Consider the following 16,229-nt stretch of genomic DNA (forward strand, 5'->3'; position numbering starts at 1 on the left):
AGTACCGGGGAGTTCGGCCAACTTTTACTAGGTGCTTGGACAATGTAATTTTTGGTTCGGACAACAATCCCAAAACTTTGGACAACAATTGAAAAACTTCGGACAAGAATGCAAAAACTTTGGACAAGAATCCAAAACTTCGGACATTTGAGAGAAACGCCTTCAATAATGATCCAAAACACCATTAGTAACCAGCACCACCAGCAACCAACAATGCTTTCACTCTTTCTAATTTCAAGTGTGCTACAACCTGTTGCACACCAAGAAAATTGCTCACACACGTTTAGCAAACTGCATACTCTAGGTTAGATAGACCGTTGGGGTAAATGCCTTCTCCAAGTTGGAGGGAAAATATGATGCTGAAAATTGGAGACATTGTTGCGCGGAAATCTTATAATTATGATCTACTTTTTCGCGTGATGGATATACATGAGAATGAATTAAAACAGCGAGTTGTTTTATTATATGGGGAAGATGTCAGGCTGATGGCCGATGCCCCTTACGATGACCTGAAAGTGGTAGATGGAAAAGAGCAGATGACCAGAAAGCAAAGGGCGGAGTCCAAGGTGAACAGGTCTCTGCAGCTCTTGCAACAGGACTACCAACTCATTAGGGAAAAAAATGAATACGAGGCAACGGGTGGCTATAGTACAGAGCAGGACTATTTTCAAGTGCCAGGAAAGGTCTTGCATTTGGATGGCGATCCCTTGTATTTAAAAAAGTGCCTGGAACTCTACGAGAGAATTGGCGTGCCTGTCAATGGGGTGCATGCGAACGAGAAGGAAATGCCCCTTAAAATCACCGAACTGATGGAAAGATATCGACCTGATATTCTTGTTGTCACAGGGCATGATGCATACTCAAAGAGCAAGGGGAAAGCCTCTGATATCAAAGCATATCGGCACTCTTGGCATTTTGTGCAAACGGTGAAAGAAGCGAGGAGGATCCAGCCGAACCTGGATCAGCTGGTCATCTTTGCAGGAGCATGCCAGTCCCATTTTGAATCGTTGATACAGGCAGGAGCCAATTTTGCAAGCTCCCCCTCCCGAGTGAATATTCATGCATTGGACCCTGTATATATTGTTGGCCGTATTTGCTTTACCCCTTTTATGGAGCGAGTAAATGTCTGGGATCTATTGCGGAATACGTTAACAGGCGATAAAGGATTGGGTGGAATAGAAACAAGGGGTGTCCTGCGAACGGGAATGCCATTCAGGCCGTACAAGGAAGATGAGGAAGATGAAAACTCTTAACGATGAATAGTTAAGGGTTTTTTGTCGTATTTCCACCCCTGCATGCACCTCTCAAATCCCTTGATATATAAGGATATGTAGCTGTTTTGAAATTTTATACATAGTATTACCGATTATTGTACAAAGTAAATGTAGACATATGAAGATAATTGTTGAATGAAATATATTGACAGGTTGCTTTTGTGGTTGTTATAATTTTAAGTTTTATTTGATTTTTGGTTAAAATTATGTTACACTAGTTATAGTATAGTGAGGTGGAGTAAAATGGGAAAAACGTTAGTAGATATCAAAAGAACGTTAGATTCTAATTTAGGTAAAAAGTTAACTCTTCGTGCTAACGGTGGTCGCAGAAAGACAATCGAACGTATTGGGATATTAGCAGAAACTTATCCATCAGTATTTGTAATAGAACTAGATCAAGACGAAAATGCTTTTGAACGTGTATCCTACAGCTATGCAGATGTCCTCACAGAGACGGTACAACTTACATTTTTCGAAGAAGGAAATATGGCCATAAGTGGGCAGTAGACAATATGTTTGCTGCTTTTTATTTTGCCTAAAATCCTAAAATACCCTAGCTGGTGATTGGAGCAATAGGCGAAGACTCCAGCGGGGGGATAGCGACAATCTTGAGACCCCGCAGGGCGTAGCCTGAGGAGGCTCAAGGTCGCCCCGCGGAAAGCGAAGCCGTTTGCGGAGATCAACAGCGACGCTTAAAGTAACTCATATAGAAATACATATATATCCGCTTATAAAAACACAAAAGCCTCCCAATACTAATGATGTCGCAACTATTGATCATTAAAGGGGGCTTTTATCATGAGCAGACGACGAAGCATGATGTCTCATCAGTTAAAAGAAGAACTCGCAAAAGAGCTAGGCTTTTATGATGTGGTTCAAAATGAAGGCTGGGGCGGAATAAAAGCGAAGGATGCCGGCAATATGGTCAAACGTGCAATAGAAATGGCGGAGCGACAACTTGTACAAAACCAGCAGAAATAATTGCGAATGCAAAACCGAAGTGGGTCCCACTTCGGTTTTTTGGCAAATGCTTGAATAAATAGAAGCCAGAAACATAATATTTCCCATACATGGAGATATTTCTAACCTGGAATATGGTACAATACATAGATAATTGGAGACGAATAAAGTAGGTGAAGAAAGTGAGACTGTTAGAAAAAGCACCAGCGAAAATCAACCTGTCGCTAGATGTGCTACATAAGCGTCCAGACGGATTCCATGAAGTGAAAATGATCATGACCACCATCGACCTGGCAGATAGAATCGAACTATCAGAGCGTAAGGATGGTCAAATCAGCATCATTTCCCACAATCGCTATGTGCCGGACGATAACCGAAATTTGGCTTATCAGGCTGCCTCTCTTTTAAAAGATAGGTTTAACGTGCAACAAGGCGTATCCATTGCCATTACAAAGGTGATACCGGTTGCGGCGGGATTGGCTGGCGGAAGCAGTGACGCTGCAGCGACACTCCGAGGTTTAAACAAGCTGTGGAAACTGGGCCTGACACTCGATGAGCTTGCAGAGATTGGAGCGGAGATTGGTTCGGATGTTTCTTTCTGTGTCTATGGTGGTACCGCCCTTGCCACGGGAAGGGGGGAGATTGTCAAGCATATCCCTGCACCTCCACATAGCTGGATTGTGCTTGCCAAACCAACCATCGGAGTTTCAACGGCGGAAGTGTATAACAACTTGAACCTCGATAAAGTGACACATCCGGATGTGGATGGGATGCTTGAGGCGATCTATGAGAATGATTATGAAAAAATGATCGGACTTGTAGGCAATGTTTTAGAAAGTGTCACACTTAAGCTCTATCCTGAGGTGGCGCATATTAAGGATCAGATGAAGAAATTCGGTGCAGATGCAGTATTGATGAGTGGAAGCGGACCGACTGTCTTCGGCATTGTCCAATATGACTCCAGGATGCATCGTATTTACAATGGACTAAGAGGCTTTTGTGACCAGGTATTTGCCGTCCGAATTCTTGGTGAGCGGAACAGCCTTGATTAAATCCGTATATTAATGTTATATTTACATTAGAATATTCGGATTTTAGGAGGAAAAAGCATGAAATTACGTCGAAGTGGTCGTCTTGTGGACATGACACATTACTTGCTGCAACATCCACAAGGGTTAGTTCCGCTTTCCTTCTTTGCCGACCGTTATGGGTCAGCGAAGTCTTCCATCAGTGAGGATTTGGGAATCATTAAACAAACGTTCGAACAGCAGGGGATAGGCACGCTCGTTACCGTACCTGGTGCTGCTGGTGGTGTAAGATATATTCCATATGTAAGCCATGAGGAAGCGGAAACATATCTGGAGGAACTATGTGAGATGATCGCAAAACCGGAAAGGTTACTGCCTGGGGGCTACCTTTATATGACAGATATATTGGGGAACCCGAAAGTGTTAAACAAAGTAGGAAAGATGTTCGCAACGGCATTTAGTCATAAAAAAGTGGATATTGTCATGACGATGGCCACGAAAGGCATTCCTCTTGCTCATGCAGTGGCAAGCTTCTTAAATGTACCGGTTGTCATCGTCAGACGTGACAGCAGGGTAACGGAGGGTTCCACGGTTAGCATCAATTATGTGTCAGGTTCATCGAAGCGGATCCAAACCATGGTTCTGGCGAAACGAAGCTTGGAAACTGGCTCTAATGTACTGATTATCGATGACTTCATGAAGGCCGGTGGAACGGTCAGTGGAATGGTGAATTTGCTTGCTGAATTTCAAGCGAACGTAGCTGGAATCGGGATTTTAGTAGAGTCAGAAAACATCGAAGAACGCCTTGTCGATGACTATGTATCCTTGGTTAAGCTGGAGAAGGTAAGTGAAAGAGACCGACAGATTGAAGTGCAACAAGGGAATTACCTTGAACATGTGAAGGAAAATATTACATTTAAATAAAGGGTGTGTTAGAAATGAAAGTTGTTCATACAGACGCTGCTCCAAAAGCAATAGGTCCTTACTCCCAGGGGATAATCGTCAACAATCTGTTCTATAGTTCCGGTCAGATACCGTTAATGCCAAACGGTGAATTGCTTGAAGGGGATGTAAAAGCACAAACACCAGGTGTTTCAAAACCTGCAAGCGGTATTGGAAGAGGCAGGAGCTTCTTTGGAAACGGTAGTGAAAGCGACCGTTTTCATTAAAGATATGAATCAATTCGGGGAAATCAACGAAGTGTATGGGGAGTACTTTCACACACACAAACCTGCAAGATCTTGTGTAGAAGTGGCACGTTTACCGAAGGATGTCTTAGTAGAAATCGAAGTAATCGCCTTAGTTAAATAAAAACTGTTCTTTTTCCACCATTTTGCCCAAAATTTTCAAAAAAATTTTGAAAATAAGAAGGAGTTCTAGAAAATTTAGAGAATTTATAATACTAAGTTTTTTTATTGGGACAAAAGGTGGTGAACAGAATGGAAGTAACTGACGTAAGATTACGCCGCGTAAATACCGATGGTCGCATGAGAGCTATCGCATCCATCACATTGGATCATGAATTCGTTGTTCATGACATCCGTGTAATCGATGGAAACAATGGCTTGTTCGTTGCGATGCCAAGTAAACGTACGCCAGATGGGGAATTCCGTGATATTGCGCATCCGATCAATTCCGGAACGCGTGGAAAGATCCAGGAAGCGGTTCTAGCAGAGTACCACCGCTTAGGCGAATTAGAAGTAGAATACGAAGAAGCAGGTGCTTCTTAATCGATAGAAGGTGAAACAGGCTGTGTTAATATGCGGCCTGTTTTTCTTTTTGGGGGAGGCTTGGAGGTGGGGAATTCCCTTTGAGTATGTAAAAGTCACAATAACCATTGGAATTGTCACAATGACCATAAAATTAGTCACAATAACCCCAGGAAAACTCACAATCACCATAAAAATAGTTACAATCACCCCATAGAATGCACCATCGCCCCTGGTAGAAGTCTCAAAAACCCAACAAAGCCAACGAACTTACCGGATTTCTTAAAAAGACACGCCTATACCGCCTCCTTTTTTGTCAAAAAAATGTACTTTCGCGTACTTCCTTGAAATGGACACCGTTTTAGGATATATTCGTAATGGATAATTAGGTGAAAATGGAGGCCGTTATGATAAATCGATATGCCGTAATATTAGCAGCTGGTCAAGGTACACGGATGAAATCAAAATTATATAAAGTGTTACATCCTGTTTGTGGCAAGCCGATGGTACAACATGTTGTCGACCATGTTTCTGCACTGAACTTCGAGAAGATCGTGACAGTGGTTGGACATGGAGCGGAAACGGTAAAGAGTCATCTTGGAGAAAAGAGTGAATATGCCCTCCAGGCAGAGCAACTCGGAACGGCACATGCTGTCATGCAAGCCGCCCCGGTGTTACAGGATAAAAAAGGCGTAACCTTAGTTATTTGTGGAGATACTCCACTTATCACACCGGAAACGATGCAAGAACTGCTTGACTTGCATGAAAACACGGGAGCGAAGGCTACGATTTTGACAGCTTATGCAGAAGACCCTACTGGTTATGGACGCATTATCCGTAATGGTGAAGGACATGTCGGAAAGATCGTGGAGCACAAAGATGCGAGTGAAGAAGAGCGCAAGGTGACAGAAATCAATACTGGCACATACTGCTTTGATAACGAAGCTCTTTTTACAGCGCTCAACAATGTATCTAATGATAATGTACAAGGTGAGTACTACCTGCCGGATGTCATTGAGATCTTGAAAGAGCAAGGAGATATCGTTTCTGCCTACCAGACTTTGGACTTTGATGAAACACTTGGAGTCAATGACAGAGTAGCGCTATCGCAGGCTGAAAAAACCATGAAGAAAAGAATCAATAAAAAACATATGATCAATGGAGTAAGCATCATTGATCCAGACAATACGTATATCTCTGCAGATGCGGAGATTGGTAGAGATACTGTCATCAACCCTGGTACTGTCATCTTAGGTGCTGCGAAAATTGGGGAAGATTGTATCATCGGTCCAAACTCTGAAATTAAAGACTGCGAAGTCGGGGACCGTACAACCATTCGCCAATCAGTTGCACATGACAGCGCAATTGGTAACGATGTAAATATCGGACCATTTGCTCATGTCAGACCAGATTCCAACATTGGGAATGAAGTAAAGCTTGGAAACTTTGTGGAAGTGAAGAAAGCGACCTTCGGAAATGGAAGCAAGGCTTCTCATCTTAGCTATATTGGAGATGCGGAAGTTGGAGCGGATGTGAACCTTGGTTGCGGTTCCATTACCGTCAACTATGATGGGAAAAAGAAATATTTAACGAAGATTGAAGATGGTGTTTTTGTGGGCTGCAACTCTAACTTGGTGGCACCTGTGACAATCGGCAAAAATGCCTATGTTGCAGCAGGGTCTACCATAACGGAAGATGTACCTGGAGAAGCGCTGTCAATTGCTCGCGCTCGCCAAGTGAACAAAGAAAACTATGTAGGAAAGCTTCACGATAAATAAGCGCTTATACAGCACTATTAAAGGGTTTTGATGATATAGAGTGTTATCAGAATCTTATCAAAGTCACCAAATAAAGCCATTAAATAAACCTAGCGGAGGGTTCAAGTTATCATGCCAAAGTATGCCGATTCTAATTTAAAGATTTTTACGTTGAATTCCAATACAGCCTTAGCAGAAGAAATTGCACAACATGTGGGTGTTCCAATCGGAAAATGCTCGGTAGCTCGTTTCAGTGATGGAGAAGTACAGATCAATATCGAAGAAAGTATCCGTGGTTGTGATGTGTATGTCATTCAATCTACAAGCGCACCAGTAAATGAACATATCATGGAGACACTTATCATGATAGATGCACTTAAGCGTGCTTCTGCCAAAACGATCAACATTGTGATGCCATACTACGGTTACGGCAGACAGGACCGTAAAGCACGAGCGCGTGAGCCGATCACTGCAAAATTAGTGGCAAACCTTCTAGAGACTGCTGGAGCAGACCGCGTCATAACGCTAGATCTGCATGCACCTCAGATCCAAGGTTTCTTTGATATCTTAATTGATCACTTAATGGGTGTTCCAATCTTAGCGGAGTACTTTGACAGCAAAGAACTAGAGGACCTTGTTATCGTTTCACCTGACCACGGTGGGGTAACGAGAGCAAGAAAACTGGCAGATCGCCTGAAGGCACCAATCGCCATCATTGACAAACGCAGACCTCGTCCGAATGTTGCGGAAGTCATGAACATTGTTGGTCATATCGAAGGAAGAACTGCAATCTTGATTGATGATATGATTGATACTGCTGGAACTATTACACTGGCGGCAAATGCCCTGATTGAAAATGGAGCTAAAGAAGTGTATGCATGCTGTACACATCCAGTATTATCTGGTCCGGCAATTGAACGTATCCAGAACTCTAAGATTAAAGAATTGGTAGTCACGAACACTATTTCTTTACCGGAAGAGAAGAAAATCGGGAAAATTACACAACTATCCGTTGCAGAGCTTATTGCAGAAGCGATTATTCGTGTGCATGAAGAGAAATCCGTCAGTACTTTATTTGATTAATCGTTAGATTCATGTTTAACCTTCCGTAAATTGGGGAAATTGAATGAGAGACAAGTATTTTATTTTCCCAGGAAGGTGATAAGAATGTCAGTATTACATGCAAATGAACGTACAGAATTCAAAGGATCTTCAATAACCAAAATCCGTGAGGAAGGATTAATTCCAGCGGTTGTTTACGGGAATGATACAGAAAATAAATCTATTGCTGTCGATAGTAAGGAATTTATTAAAACGATTCGTGAAACAGGACGAAACGGCATCATTTCGCTTGAAATTGGCTCGGATAAGCGCAAAGTAATGCTTTACGATTATCAAATCAATCCGCTGAAAAGCATGGAATTCGTCCACTTGGATTTCCATGTTGTTGATTTTAAATCAGAGATTGATGTGGATGTTACGGTTCACGTTACAGGCGATGCAAAAGGAGTGAAGGATGGAGGAGTCTTGCAACAAGTTCTCCATGAAGTATCCATCAAAGTACTTCCAAACAACATACCGGAATCCATTGATGTGGATGTAACGGAACTAGACGTGAATGAAAATATCACAATCGGTGACTTAAATACATCAGGTAAATACAGCTTCAATCATGAAGATGATGAAGTGGTTGCTTCCATCTTACCTCCACGACAAGAAGAGGAAATCGATTCTGGCGAAGAGCAAGAGCCAGGCGAGCCTGAACTTGTAGAAGGTAGAGAAAACAATGAAAGCACAGAGGAGGCGTAACCTTTATGGTTACGTCTTTTCTCTTGCATAAGAGAATTGGTGTTAGCCAGCATGGAGCTGATGCGGTTTTCCCCTGTTGATTGGAAAGTGCAAGGTATGAGACTCTGGCAGTAGGTTGAGACCCCGCAAGGCGTAGCCCGAGGAGGCTCAATGTCGCCCTCTGGATAAGCGAAGCCGTTTGCGGAAATCAACAGCGGTGTTAACAAGATTATTAAAATTCATTACTTTTTCAATGGTCTCGAAGCGTTGTGAGGAGGCTCAAGCACCGCCTCGTGGAAAGCGAATGCCTGAAACGGAAAGCACCCAATCGTTTTCTGCCAAGGTAGGTAGATTTGGCTTCCATCCCCTTTTCCATTTCCTTTTCGCTCTGTGTTCAAGTAAAATGGTAGATAGCGAATAGGTTTGTGGGAGGTATCCATGAAAAATTTTTTGCGATCCTTATTTAGTAAACAGGAAGAGGCTTCAGGAGGAAAAATAATGAAAGTTTTTGTGGGGCTGGGAAATCCAGGCCGTCAATACGAAGAAACAAGGCATAACATCGGATTTATGGTAATAGATGAATTAGCGGACAAATGGAATATTCCATTGACGCAATCCAAGTTCAAAGGAATATTTGGACAAGGCGTAATAAATGGAGAAAAGGTATTATTGGTGAAGCCTCTTACATACATGAATCTGTCAGGGGAGTGTGTTCGCCCGTTATTGGACTTCTATAAGCTGGATGTAGAGGATCTGGTGGTAATCTATGATGACCTTGATCTGCCTGCTGGAAAGCTGCGCTTGCGCCAAAAAGGCAGTGCAGGGGGGCATAATGGAATCAAGTCCTTAATCCAACACTTGCAAACACAAAATTTCAACCGAATCAGGATGGGCATCGACCGTCCAAAGAATGGGCCATCCATTTCTGATTATGTTTTAGGGAAATTCCATTCAGAGGAACGCCCTGCGATAGATGATAGTATAAAGAAAGCGGCCGAAGCGTGTGAAGAAAACCTGTCCAAGGATTTTCTTCAGGTAATGAATACATTCAATCAATAATAGAATGTATAGGTAACCTTCCCGTAGTTTGTTCGATGAAATCCGACCTTGTATAACTATGTTTCCCTCTGTTTATACTAATGGTAAAAGAGGCCATTTTTTCTAGTTAGGAAAGTGCCTTTAGAAAGTGGAGGGAAGATGATGGCTATCCATTATCATTGCAGGCATTGCGGCTATAAAGTCGGGACCATCGATTCCAAATCGGTGTTCACGGAAGAACTTGGTTTTCATCAGCTATCAGATACGGAACGACATGAAATGATAACATATCAACAAAATGGTGATGTACATGTTAAAACGATTTGTGAGGATTGCCAGGAGGCGCTTGATCGCAACCCTGACTGGCATGATCAAGAACGGTTCATACAATAGATTAGCTTTGGTGGGAAACCAAAGCCTTTTTGCGTCTAAGGAACGAAAAAATAAATATAGTGAAGCGATCGAGAGAGGAGGGTGCTGACATGAAAGGATTCATTCCATATTTTACTGAAAATGACGATTTCCAATCGGTTCTTGTCGGTTTGCAGGAAGGCTTACAGGAACAGTTGGTTTCTGGAATATCCAATTCCGCACGATCCATGTTGATCGCGGCGTTGTATGAAGAAAGAAAAGCGCCGATTTTGCTTATTACTCATAACTTGTACCATGCTCAAAAGGTTTATGATGACCTAGCTGGTTTTTTGCCAGATAATGAACTGTATCTGTACCCGGTAAATGATGTATTGGCTGCCGAAATCGGCATTGCAAGTCCGGAACTAAAGGCGCAGCGGGTTGAAGCACTTAATCACTGGGCCTCTAAAAAGAGTGGCATCGTTATCGCACCTATTGCGGGCTTGAAGCGTATCCTGCCTTCAAAGGAAAAATGGCAGCAAACAATGTTGACCATTGAAGTGGAAAAGACCATGGAGCTCGATAACCTGGCAGAACGTCTGGTGAGATTTGGTTACCAGCGTGTTGGGATGGTGGCAACCCCGGGAGATTTCAGCATCAGGGGGGGAATTATTGATATTTACCCCATTACCGAGGAATATGCGGTACGGATTGAGCTTTTTGATGATGAGGTGGAGTCCATCCGCTATTTCACAGTGGAAGATCAACGCTCTCAAAAGAGTATGGATCAAGTAACGATCGGACCTGCCACTGAAATGCTCCTTACTGATCAGGAGCTTATCAATGGACGGGAAACCTTGGAAAGTGAATTGGCTAAAACCATTAAAAAAGTAAAAAACGAAAAAGTGAAACAGCTGTTAACAGAAAACATTTCGTATGAGATCGAACAGGTTCGCAATGGCCAAGTGTTTTCAGAGCTGTATAAATATCTTTCTTTCTTTTATAGTAGTCCAGCTAGTTTACTAGATTATCTTCCTGAAGGCGGCTTGGTCATCATGGATGAGATCAGCCGTATTCATGAAACGGCCGAAAGTCTGGATAAAGAGGAAGCGGAATGGCTTGTGGAGCTTTTGGCAGAAGGGAAAGCAGTACATGATCTCACGTTCTCGCATTCCTTTGCCCAGATTGTACATAGCAAGCAACAACCGTTCCTCTATTTATCGCTGTTCTTAAGAGCGGTACCACATACCCACCCGGAGAATCTAATCAGTATGTCCTCCAAGAGCATGCAGCACTTTCATGGACAAATGCATCTCTTGAAATCGGAAATTGAGCGCTGGAGAAAGTCGAATTATGCCATCGTGGTGCTTGCGTCCAACCAAGAGCGGATGGAGAAGCTGGAGACCGTTTTTGCAGATTATGAAATGGATATCCGGAAGCTATCGAAAGGGTCCGCTTTTGCCCATGGCGAAGTTCAGCTTGTAGAAGGTGATTTGCACTCCGGGTTTGAATTGCCGATGCAAAAGCTTGCTGTCATTACCGAGGAAGAGCTTTTCAAAAAGAAGGCGAAAAAACCGAAGAACAGGCAAAAGCTCTCAAATGCGGAGCGGATTAAAAACTATACAGAATTGAATGTTGGCGATTATGTCGTCCATATCAACCACGGAATCGGAAAATATTTGGGAATCGAAACTCTCGATATCAATGGTCTTCATAAAGATTATATTCATATAAAATATCAAGGCTCCGACAAGCTCTATGTACCTGTTGAGCAGATAGATCAGGTGCAGAAATATGTGGGGTCCGAAGGAAAAGAACCGAAAGTCTATAAATTGGGCGGAACGGATTGGAAAAAGGTCAAAAATAAGGTGGAATCCTCTGTTCAGGACATTGCCGATGACCTTATCAAGTTGTATGCCGAAAGGGAAGCAAGCGTTGGGCATGCTTTTTCACCGGACGGAGAGATGCAACGGGAGTTCGAAGCGACCTTCCCTTATCAGGAGACAGAAGATCAGCTCCGCTCCATCCACGAAATCAAGCTCGACATGGAAAGAACCCGCCCTATGGACCGCCTGCTATGCGGGGATGTGGGCTATGGGAAAACAGAGGTAGCCATCAGGGCCGCTTTCAAGGCAATATCAGATGGCAAGCAGGTGGCCATCCTGGTGCCAACAACCATCCTGGCACAGCAACACTATGAAACCATCCGGGAGAGATTTCAGGACTATCCGATCAATATCGGCCTGATGAGCCGCTTTCGTTCTAGAAAACAACAAACGGAAACGATGAAGGGGCTTGGGAATGGAACCGTCGATATCGTCATAGGTACCCACCGATTATTATCAAAGGATATTAAATATAAAGAACTTGGATTACTGATCATTGATGAGGAACAGCGTTTTGGTGTTACACATAAGGAAAAAATCAAACAGCTGAAAGCCAATATCGATGTCCTTACATTGACGGCAACCCCGATCCCGCGGACGCTTCACATGTCCATGCTGGGTGTGCGAGATCTTTCCGTCATTGAAACACCGCCTGAAAACCGCTTCCCAGTCCAAACCTATGTGATGGAGTATAACGGCAATCTGGTGAAGGAAGCCATTGAAAGGGAACTTGCACGCGGAGGTCAGGTTTATTTCTTATATAACAGGGTGGAGGATATCGAGCGAAAAGCGGATGAAATATCCATGCTCGTCCCGGATGCCCGTGTGACATATGCCCATGGAAAAATGACGGAAAATGAGTTGGAATCTGTTATGATTCAGTTTCTTGAAGGAGAAGCGGAAGTGCTGGTCAGTACAACCATCATCGAGACAGGTGTGGACATACCAAATGTAAATACCCTGATCGTATTTGATGCCGACCGGATGGGATTGTCCCAGCTTTATCAGTTAAGAGGTCGTGTAGGTAGATCCAATCGTGTGGCATATGCCTACTTTACCTATCGAAAAGATAAAGTGCTGACGGAAGTGGCCGAGAAGCGTTTGCAATCCATCAAAGAATTCACAGAGCTTGGATCTGGATTCAAAATCGCCATGCGTGACCTGTCCATCCGTGGAGCGGGTAATTTGCTTGGCGCCCAACAGCACGGCTTTATCGATTCGGTCGGGTTTGATATGTACTCCCAGATGCTTAAAGAGGCGATCGAGCAGCGCCAAGGGCCAAAAGATATGAAAAAGGTGCACGAAATCTCCATAGACGTGGAGCTTGATGCCTATATTCCGGAATCTTACATTCCGGACAGTAAGCAAAAGATCGACATGTATAAGCGTTTCAGGGGACTTGAAGAACCGCAAGATCTCACAGAGCTTCAGGATGAAATGAAGGACCGTTTCGGAAACTACCCGAAAGAAGTCGATTATTTATTCCAAGTCTCCGAAATGAGGGTATACGGCCTTAAGGAGAAGGTGGATTCCATCAAGCAAACAAAGCAGGAACTTGTCATCCTCCTTTCAGAGGAAGCAAGTGAAATAGTAGATGGACAGAAGCTGTTCTTGCTCGGAAATGAGTTTGGCAGAATGGTCAGCCTTGGAATGGAAGGAAAGAAGCTGAAAATCGTCATTCAGACGAAGCGCGCATCTACAGAAGAGTGGATTCAAGTTGCCATATCCATGATAAAAGGACTAGAAAAAGTGAAAAAAGAAAGCGTGAATGCTTCCTGAAAGGTTTGAGTTTGTGAAGAAACGTCTATATAAATACTGGGGGAATTTACTATCAGAAAAAAACTTTTCCAACATGTATATAACTCCCTAGGTGTAGGATACTAACTTCAACGAATGGTGAATTCTTCAAAAGCAGGACATCTTGATCAATTCCACCAATTTAACTCATCTCTTTTTATCATCGGATGAAGGAGGCAACCTAAGAAATGAAAGCAACTGGTATTGTTCGTCGTATTGATGACCTCGGTCGCGTTGTAATTCCTAAAGAAATAAGAAGAACCCTGCGTATTCGCGAGGGTGACCCGCTTGAGATTTTCGTCGATCGGGATGGAGAGGTTATCTTGAAGAAGTACTCTCCAATTAGTGAGCTTAGCGACTTCGCTAAGGAATATGCGGAAGCTCTCTATGATAGCCTTGGACACCCTGTATTAATCTGTGACCGCGATACGTTTATTGCTGTTGCTGGCAGCTCCAAGAAGGAATATCTAAACAAGAGCATCAGCGAGGTAGTGGAGAAATCCATGGAAGACCGCTCCTCCGTATTAAAAACGGAAGAGCAGCAAATGGCTATTGTCGATGGACACACAGAAACACTTGCATCCTATACCATTGGACCCATCGTAGCGAACGGAGATCCAATCGGTGCAGTCGTTATCATGTCCAAAGATAAATCGCTTGGCGAAGTGGAACAGAAAGCTGTGGAAACAGCAGCCGGTTTCCTTGCAAGACAGATGGAGCAATAATATCTAGTGGGAGCAGCAGACATGCGTGTCTGTTGCTTCTTTTTGTGTAAGGGAGAAGGTGAGTTATACATAACGCTCCATGTGGTTGGTGTTAGCGTAGGCAACAACCTTTGAGAAAAGAGCCTTTCTTTTTTAAATATGCTATAATTATACAATTGTACGAATACCTTTAAGGCGGGCTTTTTTATGAACGAATTATCACCACACTCCTATCAAAAGGTCTGGAAAGGTGCTATGATCCTGACGATTGCAGGTATCCTCACCAAAATCCTCAGTGCGGCATATCGGGTTCCTTTCCAAAATATCGTAGGAGATGTCGGTTTTTATATTTATCAGCAGGTATATCCTTTCTTCGGAGTGGCTATTATTTTATCTACATATGGATTTCCAGTCGTGATTTCCAAAGTCATTGCAGAACATCCGGAAGATACCAGAGAGCAGGCGGCAAGAAAAATCCGATGGGTCTCCTTCTTTTTTCTTGCGTTGCTCGGATCGATCTTTTTCCTTCTGCTTTATTTTGGTGCCCCGCTCGTAGCTTCCTTTATGGGAGATATCGAGCTTGCGATATTGATTAAAATTGTTGCATTCTCCTTTTTGCTGTTGCCATTGGTCTCCGTGTGGAGGGGGAGCTTTCAGGGGCTTGGAGAGATGACCCCCACGGCCGTTTCCCAGGTAAGCGAACAGTTGATCAGAGTGGCAACGATTCTCTTGCTTTCTTACCTGCTTGTCAACGCAGGCTTTTCACTTTATGAAGTTGGCGCAGGGGCCATATTTGGTTCGGTTGCAGGAGGGTTTGCTGCAGTATTAGTCCTGTTGGCCTTTTATCAAAAAAGGAAAAGAAGCCAAAAACATTCAGTTGCACCTTCAAACCTGCTGCCTTCTTCGAAATCTATTATAAAGGTCCTTCTGCTACAAGGCTTCACCATTTGTATCAGCTCTTTATTGCTGATTCTCTTTCAAATGGTGGACGCGTTTACCATCTATGCCTGGTTATTAGAGGCAGGGGTTGATGCGCAAAGCGCCAAAGAGCTGAAAGGTGTTTACGACAGAGGACAACCCCTTATCCAGCTTGGAACAGTGGTGGCAACGGCATTCTCGCTATCCCTTGTTCCCTATATCATTCTTTCCAAAGGGAAGGAAGAGGAAGTGAAAGAGAAAATAAGCCTTTCCATCCGTGTCAGCATCGGAGTGGGTGCAGGGGCAGCTGTAGGTCTTGCCTGGCTGGTTAAACCTGTGAATATCATGCTTTTCTCCAATGAAAATGGCTACCAAGTTCTATTGGTGCTAGGTTTGTCGATTCTCTTCTGCAGTATTGCCCTGACAGGTGCAGCTATCTTGCAGGGGCTTGGCAACCCATATCTTCCTGCCCTTTTCGTGGGAGTGGGTATAGGAATGAAGTATTTGCTGAATGTCATCTTGATTCCCCCCTATTCGACAATGGGAGCGGCAGTCAGTACAATAATCGCATTTGCCTTTGTTGCCATCATGATGGTCCTGTCGTTGAAAAAGAAAACAGGAACCTCCATTTTTGAGAGAATGCCAACCATTCCTTTGCTAGTGAGCATCGCCATGATGTCGGCTGCATTGGCGGTTTATCTTTTACTAACAGACTCATTTATTGGTGACAGCCGAACAATGGCCACCGCCCAGAGCATCCTTGGAGTGGCAATCGGCGGAACCGTCTACCTATTGATCTTGATAAAAAATCACTTCTTCACAAAAGAAGAACTAATGCTCCTTCCCTTAGGCAAAAAGTTGGTGAAGATAGTAAAGCTCTAATATTTACAACAGTCTCCCTGTTAACTGTATCGCAAGGTGTGAGGCTCCGGCGGCAGGTAGCGGTATCTTGAGACCCCTTAGGCATTGTGATGAGGCTCAAGCATCGCCCTTTGGAAAAGCGAACACCTGGAACGGAA

General features: G+C 43.5%; 15 protein-coding genes and 1 pseudogene. All 16 read left to right on the forward strand.

Features of this window, described 5'->3' with window-relative positions:
• The first annotated feature begins 353 nt into the window (after positions 1-353).
• The 16 genes and pseudogenes from yabG (at position 354) to MKY77_RS00345 (ending at position 16,092) form a co-directional block, all read left to right on the forward strand.
• Entirely contained in the window at positions 354-1,253 is a 900-nt protein-coding gene (gene yabG, locus MKY77_RS00270) for a sporulation peptidase YabG (RefSeq protein WP_339148295.1), read from the forward strand.
• Positions 1,254-1,517: 264 nt separating this feature from the next.
• Positions 1,518-1,781 (forward strand): Veg family protein, encoded by a 264-nt coding sequence (locus tag MKY77_RS00275; protein ID WP_010191377.1) that lies wholly within the window; start codon positions 1,518-1,520, stop codon positions 1,779-1,781.
• 291 nt (positions 1,782-2,072) lie between these two features.
• A complete protein-coding gene (locus tag MKY77_RS00280) occupies positions 2,073-2,255 on the forward strand; it encodes a small, acid-soluble spore protein, alpha/beta type (RefSeq protein WP_339148296.1) in 183 nt (60 codons plus the stop codon).
• 161 nt (positions 2,256-2,416) lie between these two features.
• A complete protein-coding gene (gene ispE, locus MKY77_RS00285) occupies positions 2,417-3,286 on the forward strand; it encodes a 4-(cytidine 5'-diphospho)-2-C-methyl-D-erythritol kinase (RefSeq protein ID WP_339148297.1) in 870 nt (289 codons plus the stop codon).
• A 57-nt stretch (positions 3,287-3,343) separates the two neighbouring features.
• Positions 3,344-4,186 carry a pur operon repressor gene (gene purR / locus MKY77_RS00290; protein ID WP_339148298.1) on the forward strand — a complete coding sequence of 281 codons (843 nt, stop codon included), beginning with the start codon at positions 3,344-3,346 and terminating at the stop codon, positions 4,184-4,186.
• Between the two features lie 14 nt (positions 4,187-4,200).
• Positions 4,201-4,573: pseudogene (gene ridA, locus MKY77_RS00295) on the forward strand (2-iminobutanoate/2-iminopropanoate deaminase).
• 128 nt (positions 4,574-4,701) lie between these two features.
• Positions 4,702-4,992: a septation regulator SpoVG gene (gene spoVG, locus MKY77_RS00300; protein ID WP_010191385.1), complete on the forward strand. Its 291-nt coding sequence runs from the start codon at positions 4,702-4,704 to the stop codon at positions 4,990-4,992.
• Positions 4,993-5,002: 10 nt separating this feature from the next.
• Positions 5,003-5,188, forward strand: a complete 186-nt coding sequence (locus tag MKY77_RS00305; RefSeq protein WP_342515558.1) for a hypothetical protein — start codon at positions 5,003-5,005, stop codon at positions 5,186-5,188.
• A gap of 190 nt (positions 5,189-5,378) precedes the next feature.
• Positions 5,379-6,749: a bifunctional UDP-N-acetylglucosamine diphosphorylase/glucosamine-1-phosphate N-acetyltransferase GlmU gene (gene glmU / locus MKY77_RS00310; RefSeq protein WP_339148299.1), complete on the forward strand. Its 1,371-nt coding sequence runs from the start codon at positions 5,379-5,381 to the stop codon at positions 6,747-6,749.
• A gap of 108 nt (positions 6,750-6,857) precedes the next feature.
• A complete protein-coding gene (locus MKY77_RS00315; RefSeq protein WP_339149920.1) occupies positions 6,858-7,811 on the forward strand; it encodes a ribose-phosphate diphosphokinase in 954 nt (317 codons plus the stop codon).
• 84 nt (positions 7,812-7,895) lie between these two features.
• The gene (locus MKY77_RS00320) at positions 7,896-8,537 is read left to right on the forward strand and encodes a 50S ribosomal protein L25/general stress protein Ctc (protein ID WP_339148300.1); all 642 of its coding nucleotides are present in this window, start codon (positions 7,896-7,898) and stop codon (positions 8,535-8,537) included.
• Between the two features lie 477 nt (positions 8,538-9,014).
• Positions 9,015-9,575: an aminoacyl-tRNA hydrolase gene (gene pth / locus MKY77_RS00325; protein WP_237665360.1), complete on the forward strand. Its 561-nt coding sequence runs from the start codon at positions 9,015-9,017 to the stop codon at positions 9,573-9,575.
• 141 nt (positions 9,576-9,716) lie between these two features.
• Positions 9,717-9,947: an anti-sigma-F factor Fin family protein gene (locus tag MKY77_RS00330; RefSeq protein WP_339149921.1), complete on the forward strand. Its 231-nt coding sequence runs from the start codon at positions 9,717-9,719 to the stop codon at positions 9,945-9,947.
• Between the two features lie 89 nt (positions 9,948-10,036).
• Positions 10,037-13,570: a transcription-repair coupling factor gene (mfd, locus tag MKY77_RS00335; RefSeq protein WP_339148301.1), complete on the forward strand. Its 3,534-nt coding sequence runs from the start codon at positions 10,037-10,039 to the stop codon at positions 13,568-13,570.
• 206 nt (positions 13,571-13,776) lie between these two features.
• Complete coding sequence (gene spoVT / locus MKY77_RS00340; RefSeq protein WP_339148302.1) at positions 13,777-14,313, forward strand: stage V sporulation protein T; 537 nt, start codon at positions 13,777-13,779, stop codon at positions 14,311-14,313.
• 186 nt (positions 14,314-14,499) lie between these two features.
• Positions 14,500-16,092, forward strand: a complete 1,593-nt coding sequence (locus tag MKY77_RS00345; RefSeq protein ID WP_342515559.1) for a polysaccharide biosynthesis protein — start codon at positions 14,500-14,502, stop codon at positions 16,090-16,092.
• Positions 16,093-16,229: the final 137 nt, after the last annotated feature.

The organism is Sutcliffiella sp. FSL R7-0096 (assembly GCF_038595065.1).
In the GTDB taxonomy this organism is placed as follows: domain Bacteria; phylum Bacillota; class Bacilli; order Bacillales; family Bacillaceae_I; genus Sutcliffiella_A.

Coding starts and splice junctions, on each gene's coding strand:
- yabG (WP_339148295.1), top strand. CDS start 354: ATGATGCTGAAAATTGGAGACATTGTTGCGCGGAAATCTTATAATTAT.
- MKY77_RS00275 (WP_010191377.1), top strand. CDS start 1,518: ATGGGAAAAACGTTAGTAGATATCAAAAGAACGTTAGATTCTAATTTA.
- MKY77_RS00280 (WP_339148296.1), top strand. CDS start 2,073: ATGAGCAGACGACGAAGCATGATGTCTCATCAGTTAAAAGAAGAACTC.
- purR (WP_339148298.1), top strand. CDS start 3,344: ATGAAATTACGTCGAAGTGGTCGTCTTGTGGACATGACACATTACTTG.
- spoVG (WP_010191385.1), top strand. CDS start 4,702: ATGGAAGTAACTGACGTAAGATTACGCCGCGTAAATACCGATGGTCGC.
- glmU (WP_339148299.1), top strand. CDS start 5,379: ATGATAAATCGATATGCCGTAATATTAGCAGCTGGTCAAGGTACACGG.
- MKY77_RS00320 (WP_339148300.1), top strand. CDS start 7,896: ATGTCAGTATTACATGCAAATGAACGTACAGAATTCAAAGGATCTTCA.
- pth (WP_237665360.1), top strand. CDS start 9,015: ATGAAAGTTTTTGTGGGGCTGGGAAATCCAGGCCGTCAATACGAAGAA.
- MKY77_RS00330 (WP_339149921.1), top strand. CDS start 9,717: ATGGCTATCCATTATCATTGCAGGCATTGCGGCTATAAAGTCGGGACC.
- mfd (WP_339148301.1), top strand. CDS start 10,037: ATGAAAGGATTCATTCCATATTTTACTGAAAATGACGATTTCCAATCG.
- spoVT (WP_339148302.1), top strand. CDS start 13,777: ATGAAAGCAACTGGTATTGTTCGTCGTATTGATGACCTCGGTCGCGTT.
- MKY77_RS00345 (WP_342515559.1), top strand. CDS start 14,500: ATGAACGAATTATCACCACACTCCTATCAAAAGGTCTGGAAAGGTGCT.